This window comes from Ruegeria sp. SAZD013, assembly GCF_059612525.1.
Map to the genome: position 1 here is coordinate 83,743 of NZ_JBXWQT010000018.1, position 15,345 is coordinate 99,087.

A 15,345-nucleotide genomic window follows, 5' to 3' on the forward strand; every position below is an offset into this window, starting at 1 on the left:
TGTTGCACAAATCAGGGGGTGAGCACACTTCCCCTTTCCCCGGACGGATTTATGCTACGGGCTCAGTGTTGGTTATGCCAAGAGCTGTGCAGCGGTTGAGCACCGCAATCCGGACCTAGAACTCGGCAACCTGCCGATTGAAGTCTCGGGCCATGATGCCTTGGCCAAGGAGTTTGACGCAGTTCATCTTTGTCTCTGCGCGGCTTTGGGCATCGCCGATGTTGCTTGTCGTGACATCAACCGCGCGGATCTCCAGTGTTTCTTCATCTATTCCGAGATGAAGCTTACGCCACAGGCGCTTTTTTACTGCCGCCATGTTTGCGGGCGTTCCACTCACCTTCGCCCTCAGCTTTGATCCCGGTCGCGTCGATCAACAGGTGCAACGGCCCAGTTCCACCGCGGTATGGGATAGAGACGTTCAACGTCTTCTGGTGACGACAGAGGGTAAGAAGTCCGGAACTTTCCGGTCAAGCCCTGCTGGGCGCAACAGGCTTTCAACGAACCCTGTCGTCTGGCGAAGAGGCATGCCGAACAGCACCTTCAGCATCAGACAAACCTGGATCGCTGCATCGCTGAACTCTGGCTGACGACCGCACTTGCCCGTCGCAGGCGCATACCTTGCCATCTCAGGATCAAACCAGATCGATAGTGAACCGCGCTGCTTCAACGCCGTGTTGTACGACGGTCAGTTCTTGGTCTTGTACTTCGTAGGGGACCAACTGCTCATACTCTCCAGCTATCAACTTGGATTCATGGAGTGAACCCCTAAGCGCAATTGTGCAACAAAACCCGGCACACCCAGTTTCTAAACAGCTGGTTTGAAGTGGATTTCAAAAGCCAGAAACGGACACGTTGCATGAGCTTTGACTATGGCTGCTGGACACATCTTCCAAACTACAGGCAATCAGATTCCTTCTATTCCCCACATTCATGTAATTACTGCTATATGTGAATTCTTCAATCAACGAGGACAAGATGAATTCACTAACCAGAATAACACGAGGGATAGGCGTCGCTTTCAAGGACGGTAGAGTTAAGGGCATCCTTGCCTTCACAATTGGAATGATTTTTTGGGCCTCGGTCTTTTACCACTTTGTCGAAGGTTGGAGTTGGCTCGACTCAATCTACTTTTCTGTAGTGACAATTTCGACCGTGGGGTTTGGTGACTTCTCCCCTGAAACTGCGGCAGGAAAAATCTTCACAATGGTATACATCATCGTGGGCCTCGGTGTCTTCGTGACAGCAGCTACCACGGTGGCAGATACGATCTTGTCTCAAGACGACGAAAAAACGGATAAATAGATTATACCCAATTCAGCCAAACTGAGTTCATGCGCAGGTATTAGTTTGACTAGGCACCTCAGGCCGCGCCCCAGATTAACTTGTGTCTTCAAGCTGATAGGCGGACGCATAAAACTAAAACATATATACATATTTTGCTTTTTGAGTGTAATGTTCAGAAAACAGCTAGTGGAGGGATGGAATGGAAAAGACCCAGGACGCGAAGATTGTCGATCTGGCGATACGATTGCTCTTTCTCGGACTATTCCTTTACAGCGCTCTGGTCATGGTGGCCCCGCTTGCAAGCGTAGTTATCTGGGCAACGATCCTCTGTGTGGCGCTTTACCCGGTATTTAATTGGATGCAGTCCAAGTTAGGAGGCCGAAAGAAGCTTACAGCGACGATCTTGGTTTTGATGGGTCTTGTTCTGACCCTCGGGCCAGTCGCAACTGCGGTGTCTGGTGCCGCAGAACTTGGGTCTGAATTCGCGGAACAAGCAGACAGGGGTGAATTGAAAATCCCCCCAGCGCCCGAAGGTATCAAGGAACTACCGCTAGTCGGAGGAAAAATTGCCGATCTCTGGGGAATGTTCGAACGGAATCTGGACGGTGCGCTTGCAAAATACGGCGCCCAGATTCTTGAGATCACTAAATCCTTATTTGGAAAGGTGCTGGGGATCGGAATTGGACTTCTCGGCCTTGCATTGTCGGTATTGATAATGGGGGCTTTGTTTAGCCCAGGGCCGAATCTGGTTCAGGGCCTTCAGCACTTTGCAAACCGTGTATTTGCGCCGCGTGGCGGTGAATTCGTAACATTGGCGGGGGCAACGATCCGTAATGTAACAAAGGGTGTAATCGGCGTTGCAGCGATTCAAGCGGTGGTCGTTTGGGTATTGTTGGTGCTGTTCGGGATTGGCTCGGCCGCCACGCTGGCGTTCATCTGCCTGATCCTCTCGATCATCCAGATCGGACCCGGCTTGGTTCTTTTGCCTGTTATCATCTACGCATGGAGTTCCATGTCCGGAGGTGCAGCTTTGATCTTCACCATACTGGCGATTCCCGTAACAATTATGGACAGCTTCCTGCGGCCCGTATTTATCTCAAAAGGCCTTGATACGCCCATGCTTGTGATCCTCATCGGGGTGCTAGGAGGCATGATGGCCTATGGCTTAATCGGCATTTTCATGGGCCCCGTTTTGTTTGCTGTCTTCTATGAGTTGTTCAAAGTCTGGATCGACGCCTCACCGGGCACCGAAAACGCCGCTGAAGGAGTGGCGAAATGAGGAAAACGATCTGGTCTACATTGGCTGTCATTCTCATCTTTCTCGTCTGGTATCTGGTCGCTGACCGCAAGACACCTTTCACCGGGAACGCCAGAGTAAAGGCCGTGGCGACCCAGATCGTTCCGCAGGTCACTGGGACGGTGACCGAGGTTCTTGTTGAAAACGGTCAGGTCGTTTCGGCAGGAGACGTTCTAGTTCGGATTGATGCCAGACCTTACGAAATTGATCGCGACAAAGCCGAAGCCGATCTCGAGGCAGCCACTCAGGAAGTGGGAGCGTCGTCAGCGGAAGTAAGCGGCGCGCAAGCCAAACTGGCAAGGGCGCAGAGTGATCTCGACACCATGCGTCTGCAGACGGAGCGTGTGTTTGCGCTTGAAAAGAAAGGGTTGATTGCCGTCTCAAAGGCCGATGATGCCCGAGGGCAACTGGCACAGTCCGAGGCGAACTTTGAGAACGCAAAAGCAGATCTTGAAAAGGCGAAGCAGCGGCTTGGTGTTGACGGGATTGATAACCCGAAAATCCAGCGCGCGTTGGCGGCCTTGGCGGATGCAGAACTAAACCTTGAATGGACTGAACTGCGTGCTCCGGCGACAGGTATAATCTCGAATCTGCTGATAGCCCCCGGAACGTATGCGAGATCCGGCCAAGATCTTCTGACATTTCTGGATGCAACCGACATTTGGATCGAGGCGTACTTTACCGAGAACAACTTGGGAAGAGCTTCGGTGGGGTCTCCGGTTGATGTAGTGTTGGATATGCATCCCGGTCAAATTGTTACGGGCGTCATTGAGAGCTTCAGTGCTGCTGTGTCTTTGAGTGGCGGTGATGAACCCGGAAAATTGGCTAGCCCACCAAGCACAAAGGGATTTTTGCGTGAGCCGGAAAGGTTCCCGGTCAGGATTATCTTGCCCGGCTATGAAGCTGGTAGTGCTGAAGATGATCTTCGTTTCCAACTGAACGGGCAGGCCGATGTGATTATGTATCTTAGTGACAACTCGTTGCTGAACCTCGTGGGCCGTACCTACATCCGCGTGGTATCAATTCTGTCCTATGCGTACTGAGGACCGGCGCTCTGTCACCCGGCTTGCGCTAGGTGTTACCGGTGTATTTACATTGGGCCTGTTTCTCGGGTGGCCACTCGCCGTCGTCGGGGCGGTTTTCACTGCCCTTTTTCTTCAAGCGCCTGCCGCTTTGCCTTTGGCAGCATTTGCTAAGTTGTTTGTCTTTTCAATTGGATTGATGTTCATTTCCTTCCTGGTCTCGTCAATCTTCTCGCCATATCCTCTTGTGTTCCTCATCCTCGTGGCCATTGGAATAATCCTGTCGTTCATTTGGTCAGTTTCTGGTGCCGGAGTATTGCCGGGTGTCATCGCCCTCATGGGGGCCTTGATGATTCCAAACCTGGTTCTGCAATCTCAGAATCTGGCTTTGGTGCTCGTGTATTGGATACCGTTGAACCTGCTTTTTGCAGGCTTCGTATCGACGCTGATGTTCGTGTTGATACCCGCTGAACCTCAAACGGCGGCTCAAAAGAAGGCAGCAACGTCGCCGGACTTCGACCCCCATCGCCGAATTGTCAGGATGTCGCTTGTAACAGTTCCGTTTGCTATGGCGTTCTTTATTTCCGGAGCGTCCGCATTGCTGGTTCTGTTTTTTGTCGCTCTGCTGAGCCAGCAACTTGCGGCTATGCCTGCCGCAGGCAAAACCGTTGCAAAAGCTATGCTGACGGCAAACCTTCTTGGGGCGGCAGTATCCATCATATGCTATGAAATAAACGTAATAGCTCCGGTTATTCTGACGCCCGTTCTGCTATGTTTTTTCTTCTGTCTGACCCTCGGAGCACTTGGAAAATCTCAAGTCCCGCTCGCAGCTGCCGCCGGCTCTGCTATTACAACGGCTCTGATTGTGTATGGTGGGTCTGTTGCACCATTTTCAGACGAGGCTGACGTCAAGAGCATCACTCGAGTATTACAAGTTGCTAGTGCCGCCTTCTTTGTAATTATCGCATATGTCGTTGTGGATGAATTCTGGCCGGAAAAAGAGCGCCACGCAACTCAATGAAGTTAGTTGCCAAGTGGTATGGTTCTGAATCAAGTAGAGTTCCCAGCTTGACCACTTTTATTTAATTCATCCGAGTCGAAAGACGTCTGCATTGTCCGGAGGCTGTGTGGAAACGCGCAGTATTCTGTCTGTTTCTGAGGATTTGAGTCTTGGCGCGGAGTTTTCCCTAGATTTCTCAGTTTCGGTTGCAAAACGACCTTAGTGGCTGTTTTGGCCCGTCCAGGTTGATGGGACCGGTGCGGCGGCTGGTTTTCCGGCCGTAGAAACCGCCTATGCCTTCATTGCGGCAATCAATGCGGGTGTTCCGATCAGGTTCATCACGCGGGTCGGCGCCTTTGGCCATAGGCGTTTCAGAGGCTATTGTGGTTCGAGTTTAGTTTATGGGCGGTTCGATACAGCCCGGAGGCGTCAAGTGCAGTGCCTGCGGGATCGCGCGACGGCTCTGATCACTTGGCGTCGGACGAAACCGACCACGCAAAATGAAATGATAGCTGCGGTTGAAGGCCCCGGAACAGGGGAGTCTGACCCCGATATTTCTCCGCTACGCAGACCAGGGGATGGACTGCGGCGGAGCGTGTTTCGTGGCGGTCGGGCTTAGGTCATGCCCAGCGCTTCTTTGTACATTTCGATAACGGCCTCTTGCTCGGCGATGTCATCCTTGTCCCTTTTTCTGAGGGAAATGATGCTGCGCAGGGCCTTTACGTCATAACCGCGCGACTTGCTTTCGGCGTAGACCTCTTTGATCTGGTCGGCGATGTCTTTCTTTTCCATCTCAAGGCGCTCGATACGTTCCACAAACTGGCGTAGCTCGCCCGCGGTGACCTTGTAATTTGCTTCTGCTTCTTCAGACATGCTCATCTTTTTTGTTCCCGGTTATGGACCTGCAACCAGAAGAGGACAGCCTGTTGTTGGCAGTGAACGGCGGTGGCCCGATCATCGGGGGCACCTTCGAAACGCGCCTGTTCCCGAGGCTGAAACCCTGGTGTGGAATGCCGGATACAGTGCTGCCGCCCGGGTCGCAAGCACCCATTGGGCCGGCGCACTTGTATGACCCCAACCGATCCGTTAAGCGCGTGATCAGTTCACGAGGATTTGCGGGGAACCATGTTTGAATTCATCACCTGGGGCGGTGCGGCCCTGTCTGTGGCCGGGCTTGCCGGTCTGGTCTGGTGCATTCTTCGCGTGATGCGGGCACGCAAGGCCGGTCTGTCGGATGACGAGCTGCGCGCGGTGGTTCAGGGGGTCCTGCCCTGGAACCTGGCCTCGCTGTTTCTGTCCGTGCTTGGATTGATGCTGGTCATCCTCGGGATATCCCTTGGATGACCATCCGGTTCACACCGGCAAGTTATCAAACTGCGCTTCAATCGCGTCTTCGCACAAGGCCGCATCCAGACGACGCAAGCGCGAAGGCACCTCCATCCCCTGCTGCCGCATTCGGTCAACAACCTTACTTACACTCGGCTGAAGCGCCAAACGCGTTTCCAGACCCGCGTTTACAAGCTTACGTTCAAGCTGCTCGGCTTCGGAATAAAGACCAGTCGGTGTCATAACCATCCTCCCAAGTGGCGCCAGTATCCCCAATATACGTAACGGGATTGCGACCCGCAGATAATATCGTAACCTTGTGCGGGAAATTGCCTGCCATGGTCGAAGTTTCGGCAATCTGACGCGGATAGGCTAAAGATTAAGCCAGGATTTCAGCGGTTGCTTTGACCGGCATCAAATGCAGGTTCGATATTGCATCACATTCCAATTCACATATATGATATGCGTGACCGAAACGGAGAAGATCATGACACCGAAAGTGAAAGCGTTTTTTGACGAGCAGACCTTCACGGTTTCCTATGTGGTTCATGAACCTCAGGGGCGGGCCTGCGCCATCATCGACAGCGTGCTGGATTTCGACCATGCCTCGGGGCGGACGTCGACAACCTCGGCGGACAAGATCATCGATTTTGTGCGCGCGCAGGACCTTAAGGTCGAGTGGATTCTGGAAAGCCATGTCCATGCCGATCACCTGTCGGCGGCCCCCTATCTGCAACAGGAGCTGGGCGGCAAGATCGGGATTGGCGATCAGATCGTCACCGTGCAGGACACGTTCGGCAAGGTTTTCAACGAAGGAACCGAGTTTCAGCGCGATGGCAGCCAGTTTGATGCGCTGTTCAAGGAAGGCGACAGTTTTCACATCGGCCAGATGCGGGGCGACGTGCTGCATACGCCGGGTCACACACCGGCTTGCATGACCTATGTGATTGGCGACGCCGCATTTGTCGGTGACACACTGTTCATGCCCGATTTTGGTACCGCACGTTGTGATTTCCCCGGAGGATCGTCGGCTACGCTGTTCCAGTCGATCCAGAAGATACTGTCGCTGCCGGACAACACCCGCATCTATGTCGGGCATGATTACAAGGCTCCGGGCCGCGACGAATACGCGTGGGAGACAACGGTAGGTGAACAAAAGGCGCTAAACGTCCATATCGGACAGGGGCGCAGCATCGAAGAATTCGTGGAAATGCGCGACGCGCGGGACGCCACGCTGGCCATGCCGCGGCTGATCCTGCCGTCTTTGCAGGTTAACATGCGGGCCGGTCAGATGCCCCCGGCGGATGAACAGGGCGATGTTTTCCTGAAATTGCCGGTCAACAAGCTGTGAAGCGGGAACAACAAATCACAAAGGGAATTCCCACATGAATATAGAGTGGATCTGGGGGCTGTGCGGCGGTCTGGTGATCGGTCTGGCCGGGGCGGTTTACCTGCTGGGCAATGGCAGGATCATGGGCGCAAGCGGCATTCTGGGCGGCCTTGTCGATGGCAGCGCCAAGGGGAGCATGGCCGAAAAGCTGGCCTTTATTGCGGGGCTTGTCGGAATGCCCCTTCTTCTGCGCCCGTTGATCCTGCCCGAGGCTCAGACGCATCTTACCAGCAATCTGGGTGTTGTCATTCTGGCCGGGCTGCTGGTCGGTATCGGTACACGGATCGCCAATGGCTGTACCTCGGGGCACGGGGTGTGCGGGATCTCTCGGTTCTCGCTGCGCGGCATCGTGGCCACCGTTTTCTATATCCTTGCCGGGGGCGTGACCCTTGTGCTGCTGCGTCATGTGATGGGAGTGATCTGATGCGTCTTATCATTGCGTTGATCGCCGGATCACTGTTCGGTGCCGGGTTGCTGATTTCGGGCATGACGGACACCACAAAAGTTCAGGGCTGGCTGGATGTGTTTGGCAACTGGGATCCGACGCTGGCCTTTGTGATGGCCGGTGCCATTCTGCCGATGCTTGTGGCATGGCGGATGACTACAGGTCGCCAAAACGCCCTGACCGGCGGAGCCTTTCCACCCCCTGCCAAGCCCGAGGTTGATCGCAGGCTGATCGTGGGTTCGGTTCTGTTCGGGATGGGCTGGGGATTGGCCGGGCTGTGCCCCGGACCGGCAATGGCCTCGCTGAGCTATGGCGGGCTGGGCGGGCTGGTCTTTCTGGTTGCAATGGCGGCTGGGATGTTCGTGGCACCACCGCTGGGCGCGCAGCTGGACAGGGCGGCAAACGCGGCCTAAGGAATTGGCATGGAGATTCGTCAGATTACCCCCCGCTATGCTGTCTCGCCGCAGATCACGGTCGAGGATGTTCCGGCCATCGCCGAGGCTGGCTTTGCCAAGGTGATCTGCAACCGGCCCAATGCCGAAGTTCCCCCGGCCATGCAATCCGATGCGATCGGCGAAGCGGTGCGGGCCGCCGGTATGGAATATGAGGTGCTGGAGCTGACCCACCAGACGATGACACCTGAGAACGTGAAGCGGCAGCGCGACATGGCGGAAAACGGCAGTGGCCCTGTTCTGGCCTATTGTGCCTCGGGCACGCGGTGTTCGGTTGTCTGGGCGCTGGGCCAGTGCGACCACATGAGCACGGACGACATCCTGAGTGCGACCGGCAAAGCCGGGTATCAGCTGGACAATCTGCGCCCCATGCTGGAACAGATGCGCGACAATGGCGGCTAGGTGCCCCTTAACCTAGCTGGCGGACTCCGGGGGCGCCAGCCCCGCCAGCTGCGTGATTTCCGCGACCATCCGTTCTGAATCGTTCACGATCAGATCGCTATCTGTGAGATCTGACACCCCGGCCGGGACGGTCTGGGCGTGCGCATCATGCACAGCCGGTTCAACCGGGTGATCTTGCGGTGGTGTTCCACTTTTGCTGGCGATGAAGTCCTGCGCGTCAGAACCAGTCAGGGCTGGGAATGCAGCGGTTTCATTCAACCGCACGGCCCGGAGACCACCGCATTGCCCAAGGCGACCGATACCGGCGCGCGTTCGGTCGATCGTCAGAACCTCGGTCCGGTCCAGACGCGCCCCGCGCAACGGCAGAATGTCCCCGATCCGCATTCCGGATAGTTCGGACAGCGGCAGCGACATGCGGCACAGCGCGGCGGTCAGTTCCGCCCGCATCACGCCTGAACACTGATCCATACGCAGGTCAGCCTTTTCCCCGGTATCTTCTGCCACATCCGGGACGGCAGGATGTTCCGGCAGAAAGACCGAGATGCGACCCTGCTGCTCTCCGTTCGCCAGATCGACGGTCAGTTCGAAAATGCGGTACACCTCTTCCGTCATCGCCAGCGACAGGGTGCGCAAATCCTTGGCGCGCGAGGTAAATTCCAGCCCTTCAAGGCAAATCTGATCGCTTGAGGCGTCGAACAAAGCGGCGGAACCGGCCAACGCGGCTTCGATCAAGGGAGCCACGATGGCGGCGTCCGTATCCGTGAACGTGCGTGCGCCGGGGTCACCGGGCAGAACCTGACCAATGGTCTGGGCCTGAACAATGGCCGAGACCACATTCGGGTTCAGACAGGCCGCGGCGCGGCCTTCAGGGCCGTCAAACACCAGCAGCAGCCAATCCTGCCCCGCCGCGTCCCCCGGCACGTCCTGCGACTGGCTGGATTGTTTTGCCCCGATAACCGCCAGCGGCAGGTTCAGCCGGTCGCCCGCAGCCCGCGCGAACCCAAGGCGCAGCGCCCGCAGAACCGAACGCGGGCGATCCCCCAGATCCTTTTGTCCGACGGACAGTTTGCGCGCCAACGCGGCATTGACATCTTGTGACATGACGCCCGATCACCAATTGTTCCAGCACCTGGCAACCGGTTTACACCCGCGGGCGTTACCAAGTCCTTTATGGCCGCGTCACTGCGCCGCCTGCTGATAGGCCTGTGGCAGGCTGATCCGGAAGGCCGCGCCGCCCTGCCCCGGCAGATAGGTGATCTCTCCCCCCAGCCGCTGCATGATTTCGCGGCAGATGGCCAGACCAAGCCCCGCTCCGCCAGCCTTGTCGCCGCCCACGCGGGCAAATTTTTCAAACACCATCGAGCGCGCACCCGGTGGGATGCCGCTGCCATTGTCGATGAAGTCGACGATGACCCGCCCGCCGACATCATGGGCGGAAATGACCAGCACCGGATCGTCCGCGTCACAGTATTTCTGCGCGTTCGAGATCAGGTTGATGAACACCTGCCCCAACCGATCCAGATCCGTATGCAGAAAGATACGTTCGGCCGTGCGGGTCCGGCGGACGGTGATCTTTCGGTCCGCCCCGGCCAGAGCGCTGGGCACGGCGCGGTCCAGAACCGAGCGCAGGCTGTCATCACTGAGATTGAGGCTGACCTGCCCGTTTTCAAGCACGCTCAGATCCAGCAGATCATCGAGCAGCCGGGTCAGGCGCAGGGCTTCGTCATGAATGATCGCGGCATAGCGGGTCTGCTCCTGGCGGCTGAGGCCATCGGTGTCGCGCATGATTTCCGAAAACGCCCGGATCGAGGTCATCGGCGTGCGCAATTCATGACTGACCTGACTCAGAAAGCTGTCCTTCTGTTGGGAAATCTGGGTGAGCTTGGCGTTAGCCTCGCGCAGCTGGCGTGCGGTTCGGCTGAGTTCGGAGGACTTTTCCTCGAGCTGGCCGGAATATTCCAGCAACTGCGCGGATTCGTCGGCCACGGCCAGCAGATCCTCGACCGAGACCGACGATCCGCCCACGATCTGGCCGATCATCGCATGGGCCATGGCCGCGCCGACCGAGCCGCTGAGCTCGCGTTCCAGACGGTTGAGAAAGCCCGGCGTCGGTTCCGGCAGGTGCGAACGGCCACCCTGTTTTTGCGCCTCGGCCTGAAAGAATTCCTGTGTGGGGCCGGTGCCCAGAATGCGCTGCGTCATGATCATCAGGTCTTCGCTTTGCGCCACTGACCCGGACCAACCGCGCGGCGCGACCGAGTGATCGAAGACGTTGACGAACTGCGCCCCTTGCAACCGTTCCAACGGGCTGGGAAAGCTGAGCAGGGACGCGACGCAGAAGGCAAGCGTGTTCAGGGACAAGGACCACATCACCGTATGCACCATCGGATCGATCCCCTCGATCCCGAACAGGGCATGAGGGCGCAGCCAGCCGAGACCGAACAAGCCGTTTTGCAGCACGGTTTCGGGCATCCACGCCCCGCCCATTCCCGGCAGCAGCAGGGTGTAAATCCACAGCACAAAGCCGACGGTCAGCCCGACCAGCGCCCCGGTCCGGGTCGCCCTGCGCCAGAACAGCCCCCCGACCAACGCCGGCAGAATCTGCGAGATACCGGCAAAGGCGATCAACCCGATCGAGGCCAGCGCCGCACCGCCCCCGGACAGCCGGTAGTAGAAAAAGCCCAGCGCAATGATGGCGGCAATGGAAACACGGCGTGCCATCAGGACAATGTTGCGCACATCGCCCGATACCGAGCCGGTGCCTTCCTGCGTGTTCAGCCAGATGGGCATGACCACATGGTTTGACACCATTGTCGACAGGGCCATCGCACTGACGATGACCATCGAGGTTGCCGAGGAAAACCCGCCGATGAAGGACAGCATTGCCAGCCAGTCATTGCCCTGGGACAGCGGCACGGTCAGCACGAACAGGTCCGGGTTGGCGCCCTGGGGCAGCAGGTCGAGACCGACTACGGCGATGGGCACGACAAACAGGCTCATGAACAGCAGGTAGAGCGGGAAGGCCCAGGCAGCGGTTCTGAGATGGCCTTCGTCATCGTTTTCCACCACCATCACCTGAAACATCCGGGGCAGGCAGATAAAGGCGGCGGCGGACAGAAAGATGAACGTCGTCCAACGCCCGGCATCGACATTCCACTGGCCGATTTCCGAGGCGTCGATCCGGTCCATCATCGGGCCAATGCCGCCCGCGATCCCCCACACCACGAAAACGCCCACGGCGATCAGCGCAAACAGTTTGACAACGGCCTCGACCGCGATGGCCGTGACCACGCCATGATGACGTTCGTTCACGTCCAGATTGCGGGTGCCGAACAGGATGGCAAACACGGCCAGACCAGCCGCGACCCAAAACACGCTGGACCCTTCACGGTAGAGGCCTGACGGGTCAGCCTCGGCAAAGATCGAGAAGGACAGGGTAATCGATTGCAGTTGCAGTGCGATATAGGGCGTGCCGCCCAGCACCGCCAGAATGGTCACGCAGACCGCCAGCGTGTTCGACTTGCCATACCGGGACGACAGCAGGTCGGCGATCGAGGTGACCCGCTGGCTGCGCCCGACGCGCACCAGCTTGCGCAGCCCCCACCACCAGCCGACCATCACCAGCGTCGGACCGAGGTAGATGGTGACAAACTCCAGCCCCGACCGCGCGGCGTTGCCCACCGCGCCATAAAACGTCCAGGCAGTGCAATAGATCGACAGGGACAGCGTGTAGATCACGGGCGAACGCAACCATTTGCCACGCCCGGCCGCAGCCATGCGATCCGCGGCGAAGGCCACCGCGAACAGGAACACGACATAGCCAAGGCAAACCAGAATCAGAATATTTATGGTGGCCATCACTCAGCGCCCGTGTCCGATCCTTCACGCGCGGCCATGCGGCGGGCGGCCAGCCCAAAGACAAACCCGGCCAGGATCAGCGCGCCCCAGCAGAGGAATATGTAATACATCGCCGAAGACAAGGGCACAGCCGCATCCCCGCCAGACCGATCCGGCCACAGCAACGGAAGGGCCAGCAGCGCCGCGCCCAGAAAGGGCAAAATCCGGGCAGCATCCGTCAACCTGTGACGGCGATAGCTTTGACGTTCCAGAAAAAGCGAAGGGCGTGCGCCCGGTGGTTTGGTCTTGTTGCCCTCGCCGGACATCAAATGCGCGTCGCCTGCGCGTGAAGATCACGCACGGCTGTCAGAACTTCGGCATTGGAAAACGGTTTAGTCATGAAGCGGCTGACGCCTGCGTTTTCGGCCATTTCCCGGTCGCGCGACTGACCCCGTGCGGTCAGCATCAGAACCGGCAAGCCTGCCAGTTCCTCCATTTTTCTGAGTTCCCGAAGGATATCCATACCGTTCTTGCCCGGCAGCATGACATCCAGAATGACCAGATCGGGCTGCGCCCCCTGGATCACCTGAACCGCATCCGTTCCATCGCCATGCGTTTCGACCTGCCATCCCTCGCGCGACAGCAGGAACCGGATAGCCTCGGCGATGTTCGGTTCGTCCTCAATCAGCAGAACCTTTCGGCTCATATGTTCAATTCCTCCCATAACCGGCCTTCCATCCCGGGACCGGTTCCCGCCAGATTAAGCGGTCTGTCATGAACGTGTCAAAAACCTTCGCTCAAAATCGACGGCTCGCGCCGCGCTTTGCAATCGCGGTTTGGGCAGACACGGCAATTCGGCCCCACCTGAGTGACCGGCACCGCGTCTGACGGGTCCCTGACCGGGCGCACCACCATGACCGAGCGATAGGCCGGGTCCTGATCGTATCCCGACACTGCATGCGGCCAGGCATAGGCAACGCAGTCGAAAAGGGCCGAGGACCTGCCGGTCAGGACGACCTGCTTGCGCACCGGCACCAGCGGACGGCTGAGGGCTGTGAACAGCGGCCAAAGCGGGCAGACATCGCCATGCCGGGGCAAGGTAAACCCCTGAATCGGTTTGAGAAACAGGATACTTCCGGACGCGTCGCACAGCACCATGCCAACCGGTTGTGACAGGATGCCATCCGGCAGAAAGGCCAGCCGCCTGAGGACGGTGGCAAAATCAACCGAGAACCGCTGCGCCAGTTCGATGGGGTTCGGATCACCCTGTTGAACAACCGCTTTGACGGCCTCCAGCGGCAGGGCCTGCGCGTCTGCGCGATAGATTCTGAGAACTTCGCGCGCAACTGCGCGCGCCGCCGAGGTATTGAGCCCGCTCAGGTCAACCGCGTCCACATCGCCACCGTCTTCCAGTTCGGAAATCGTGTAGCCGCGGGTTTCAAAGAAGGCTTCGACCTCTTCCAGGGGAACGGCACGTGGATCAACCGCCGAGTCGCTTTCGTCGAGGAAGGTCACCAGCGCCTTGGAACTGCCTGCCAGCCGTTCGGCATCCTGATGCAGGTTCTTGTGGAAACGCTCGCGCCATTCGGCCTCGATATCTTGCGTATCCGCAAGGATCGCGGCGGTCGAGCGTATGGCCGCGGCGGTTGACAGAACCTCGTGCATCGACGCGGCCAGTTGCGGGTCGTGCGTAAGGCGGTCGGACAGGGTTTCGACGTTCCGCTCCAAAGACACGACACGGCGATGCATCTGCGCCAGAACACCGGCCCAGCCGGGAAAACGACCGGCAAACTCCTCAAGCCCGTCAACCTCGGCCTGTTGCCCGACCGCTTCTTCGGCCGCTTCACGCAGGGCGGAAACCAAAGTTGCCTCGATCCCTTGTGTCAGGACCGAAGGTTCAACGCCCAGCGCCGCCGCGATATCGACCAGCAACTTGCCCCCGATCCTGCGGCGATTATGTTCGATCAGGTTCAGATAAGACGCCGATACGCCGGCCTGCCGCGCCAGTTCCGCCTGCCGCAGTCCGGCAATCTGGCGTCTTTCGCGAATGCGGCTGCCTGTCAACGTGTCGCGCATGTCTACTTTCCCTGAATTCAGATCCGGCGGAATTCACATTCGTTTTCAGATTATAACATCTGTTTCTGTAGGTTAATCATTTCTTTTCAACCGGCATTTACAACTTTCACAAACTGGCGCAGACCACAGCATCTGTTTCGGGCGTCAATCTGGCGCAAGACATCGCATCCCCCCTTCATTTCCGCGCGCTTTCCCGGCACCATACACGCATGAGCGACCCCGCCTTTGAATATGCGCCGATCGGGCTTGTTGAGCTGGAAAACCGGATCATCCGGCGCTGCAACCTGCAATTTGCCCGCACCTTTGGCGGAGAAGAAAACGACTATCGCAACATGCCACTGTTGCACCTTTACCCTTCGGTCGCTGATTGGGAGAGGATCGGTGAGCGCAGCCTGCAGGTGATGCGCGGCACCGGGTATTACACGGATGAGCGCGTCATGCGCCGCCGCAGCGGGGACCTGTTCTGGTGCCGCGCCCGGGGCCGGTCGCTGACGCCGGACGACCCGTTCCGCCACGGCATCTGGAGCTTTTCCGACATATCCGAGGAACGACCGCTGGTTGAACTGACCATCCGTGAACGCGAAGTGGCCATCCTGTCCTGCCGTGGCCTATCGGCCAAGGAAATCGGAGCAGAGCTGGGACTGAGTTATCGCACAATCGAAGCTTACCGCGCCCGTTTGCTTGAAAAATTCGGCGCGCGAAAGCTGTCTGAACTGGTCGCCAAATTATCGGGGATGCCCCTGTGAGCTGTCCGACCCTTTAAATTACGCGTGAAACGCATGCCAGATGGTGCGAGTCGGCGCTTTTCATGCAC

18 protein-coding genes and 1 pseudogene are annotated in these 15,345 nt (G+C 57.9%); 10 read left to right on the forward strand and 9 right to left on the reverse strand.

Translation table 11 applies throughout. From position 1 onward, the window contains the following. Window positions 1-115 precede the first annotated feature (115 nt). Complete coding sequence (locus AC2FLU_RS04755) at window positions 116-337, reverse strand: hypothetical protein (protein WP_480622849.1); 222 nt, start codon at window positions 335-337, stop codon at window positions 116-118. After that, a pseudogene (locus AC2FLU_RS04760) lies at window positions 285-625 on the reverse strand (transposase). The gene AC2FLU_RS04755 and the pseudogene AC2FLU_RS04760 overlap by 53 nt, the downstream one beginning before the upstream one ends. Before the next feature lie 350 nt (window positions 626-975). Here AC2FLU_RS04760 and AC2FLU_RS04765 point away from each other — a divergent pair. The 4 genes from AC2FLU_RS04765 to AC2FLU_RS04780 all read left to right on the forward strand — a co-directional run bounded on the left by AC2FLU_RS04765 (window position 976) and on the right by AC2FLU_RS04780 (window position 4,624). Next, entirely contained in the window at window positions 976-1,302 is a 327-nt protein-coding gene (locus AC2FLU_RS04765) for a potassium channel family protein (protein ID WP_480518982.1), read from the forward strand. 181 nt (window positions 1,303-1,483) lie between these two features. Further along, window positions 1,484-2,563, forward strand: coding sequence for an AI-2E family transporter (locus AC2FLU_RS04770; RefSeq protein ID WP_496809022.1), 1,080 nt, complete (start codon window positions 1,484-1,486; stop codon window positions 2,561-2,563). Window positions 2,564-2,667: 104 nt separating this feature from the next. Next, window positions 2,668-3,624, forward strand: coding sequence for an HlyD family secretion protein (locus AC2FLU_RS04775; protein WP_496809021.1), 957 nt, complete (start codon window positions 2,668-2,670; stop codon window positions 3,622-3,624). After that, on the forward strand, window positions 3,614-4,624 hold the full coding sequence (locus tag AC2FLU_RS04780) for a DUF2955 domain-containing protein (protein ID WP_480518976.1): 1,011 nt from the start codon (window positions 3,614-3,616) through the stop codon (window positions 4,622-4,624). Before AC2FLU_RS04775 ends, AC2FLU_RS04780 begins: the two co-directional genes overlap by 11 nt. A gap of 594 nt (window positions 4,625-5,218) precedes the next feature. On the opposite strand, the gene AC2FLU_RS04785 is transcribed toward AC2FLU_RS04780, so the two are convergent. Continuing rightward, window positions 5,219-5,482 (reverse strand): DUF2312 domain-containing protein, encoded by a 264-nt coding sequence (locus AC2FLU_RS04785; RefSeq protein WP_209505782.1) that lies wholly within the window; start codon window positions 5,480-5,482, stop codon window positions 5,219-5,221. A gap of 246 nt (window positions 5,483-5,728) precedes the next feature. Between AC2FLU_RS04785 and AC2FLU_RS04790 the strand changes: the two genes are divergently transcribed. After that, on the forward strand, window positions 5,729-5,947 hold the full coding sequence (locus tag AC2FLU_RS04790; protein WP_209505778.1) for a hypothetical protein: 219 nt from the start codon (window positions 5,729-5,731) through the stop codon (window positions 5,945-5,947). Between the two features lie 9 nt (window positions 5,948-5,956). Here the strand turns inward: AC2FLU_RS04790 and AC2FLU_RS04795 are convergent, their stop codons facing one another. Beyond that, window positions 5,957-6,172 (reverse strand): hypothetical protein, encoded by a 216-nt coding sequence (locus tag AC2FLU_RS04795; protein ID WP_480473611.1) that lies wholly within the window; start codon window positions 6,170-6,172, stop codon window positions 5,957-5,959. 244 nt (window positions 6,173-6,416) lie between these two features. Between AC2FLU_RS04795 and AC2FLU_RS04800 the strand changes: the two genes are divergently transcribed. From AC2FLU_RS04800 to AC2FLU_RS04815, 4 genes are read left to right on the forward strand one after another with little or no spacing between them, the layout of a single operon-like run. Further along, window positions 6,417-7,280: an MBL fold metallo-hydrolase gene (locus tag AC2FLU_RS04800; RefSeq protein ID WP_480473612.1), complete on the forward strand. Its 864-nt coding sequence runs from the start codon at window positions 6,417-6,419 to the stop codon at window positions 7,278-7,280. A gap of 34 nt (window positions 7,281-7,314) precedes the next feature. Further along, window positions 7,315-7,743 carry a YeeE/YedE family protein gene (locus AC2FLU_RS04805; protein WP_480495067.1) on the forward strand — a complete coding sequence of 143 codons (429 nt, stop codon included), beginning with the start codon at window positions 7,315-7,317 and terminating at the stop codon, window positions 7,741-7,743. Beyond that, complete coding sequence (locus AC2FLU_RS04810; RefSeq protein WP_480518974.1) at window positions 7,743-8,177, forward strand: DUF6691 family protein; 435 nt, start codon at window positions 7,743-7,745, stop codon at window positions 8,175-8,177. Before AC2FLU_RS04805 ends, AC2FLU_RS04810 begins: the two co-directional genes overlap by 1 nt. 9 nt (window positions 8,178-8,186) lie before the next feature. After that, window positions 8,187-8,618 (forward strand): protein tyrosine phosphatase family protein, encoded by a 432-nt coding sequence (locus tag AC2FLU_RS04815; protein WP_480518972.1) that lies wholly within the window; start codon window positions 8,187-8,189, stop codon window positions 8,616-8,618. Between the two features lie 12 nt (window positions 8,619-8,630). On the opposite strand, the gene AC2FLU_RS04820 is transcribed toward AC2FLU_RS04815, so the two are convergent. From AC2FLU_RS04820 to AC2FLU_RS04840, 5 genes are all read right to left on the reverse strand, one after another. Next, window positions 8,631-9,719, reverse strand: coding sequence for a flagellar motor switch protein FliM (locus AC2FLU_RS04820; protein WP_496811889.1), 1,089 nt, complete (start codon window positions 9,717-9,719; stop codon window positions 8,631-8,633). 78 nt (window positions 9,720-9,797) lie between these two features. Beyond that, window positions 9,798-12,476: an ATP-binding protein gene (locus AC2FLU_RS04825; protein WP_496811890.1), complete on the reverse strand. Its 2,679-nt coding sequence runs from the start codon at window positions 12,474-12,476 to the stop codon at window positions 9,798-9,800. Then, entirely contained in the window at window positions 12,476-12,781 is a 306-nt protein-coding gene (locus tag AC2FLU_RS04830; RefSeq protein WP_480518966.1) for a hypothetical protein, read from the reverse strand. Before AC2FLU_RS04830 ends, AC2FLU_RS04825 begins: the two co-directional genes overlap by 1 nt. Continuing rightward, window positions 12,781-13,161 (reverse strand): response regulator transcription factor, encoded by a 381-nt coding sequence (locus AC2FLU_RS04835; protein ID WP_480473617.1) that lies wholly within the window; start codon window positions 13,159-13,161, stop codon window positions 12,781-12,783. Before AC2FLU_RS04835 ends, AC2FLU_RS04830 begins: the two co-directional genes overlap by 1 nt. Window positions 13,162-13,238: 77 nt before the next feature. Further along, complete coding sequence (locus AC2FLU_RS04840; RefSeq protein WP_496809018.1) at window positions 13,239-14,531, reverse strand: helix-turn-helix domain-containing protein; 1,293 nt, start codon at window positions 14,529-14,531, stop codon at window positions 13,239-13,241. Window positions 14,532-14,740: 209 nt separating this feature from the next. Between AC2FLU_RS04840 and AC2FLU_RS04845 the strand changes: the two genes are divergently transcribed. After that, window positions 14,741-15,277, forward strand: a complete 537-nt coding sequence (locus tag AC2FLU_RS04845; protein ID WP_209505755.1) for a LuxR C-terminal-related transcriptional regulator — start codon at window positions 14,741-14,743, stop codon at window positions 15,275-15,277. Window positions 15,278-15,345 lie beyond the last annotated feature (68 nt).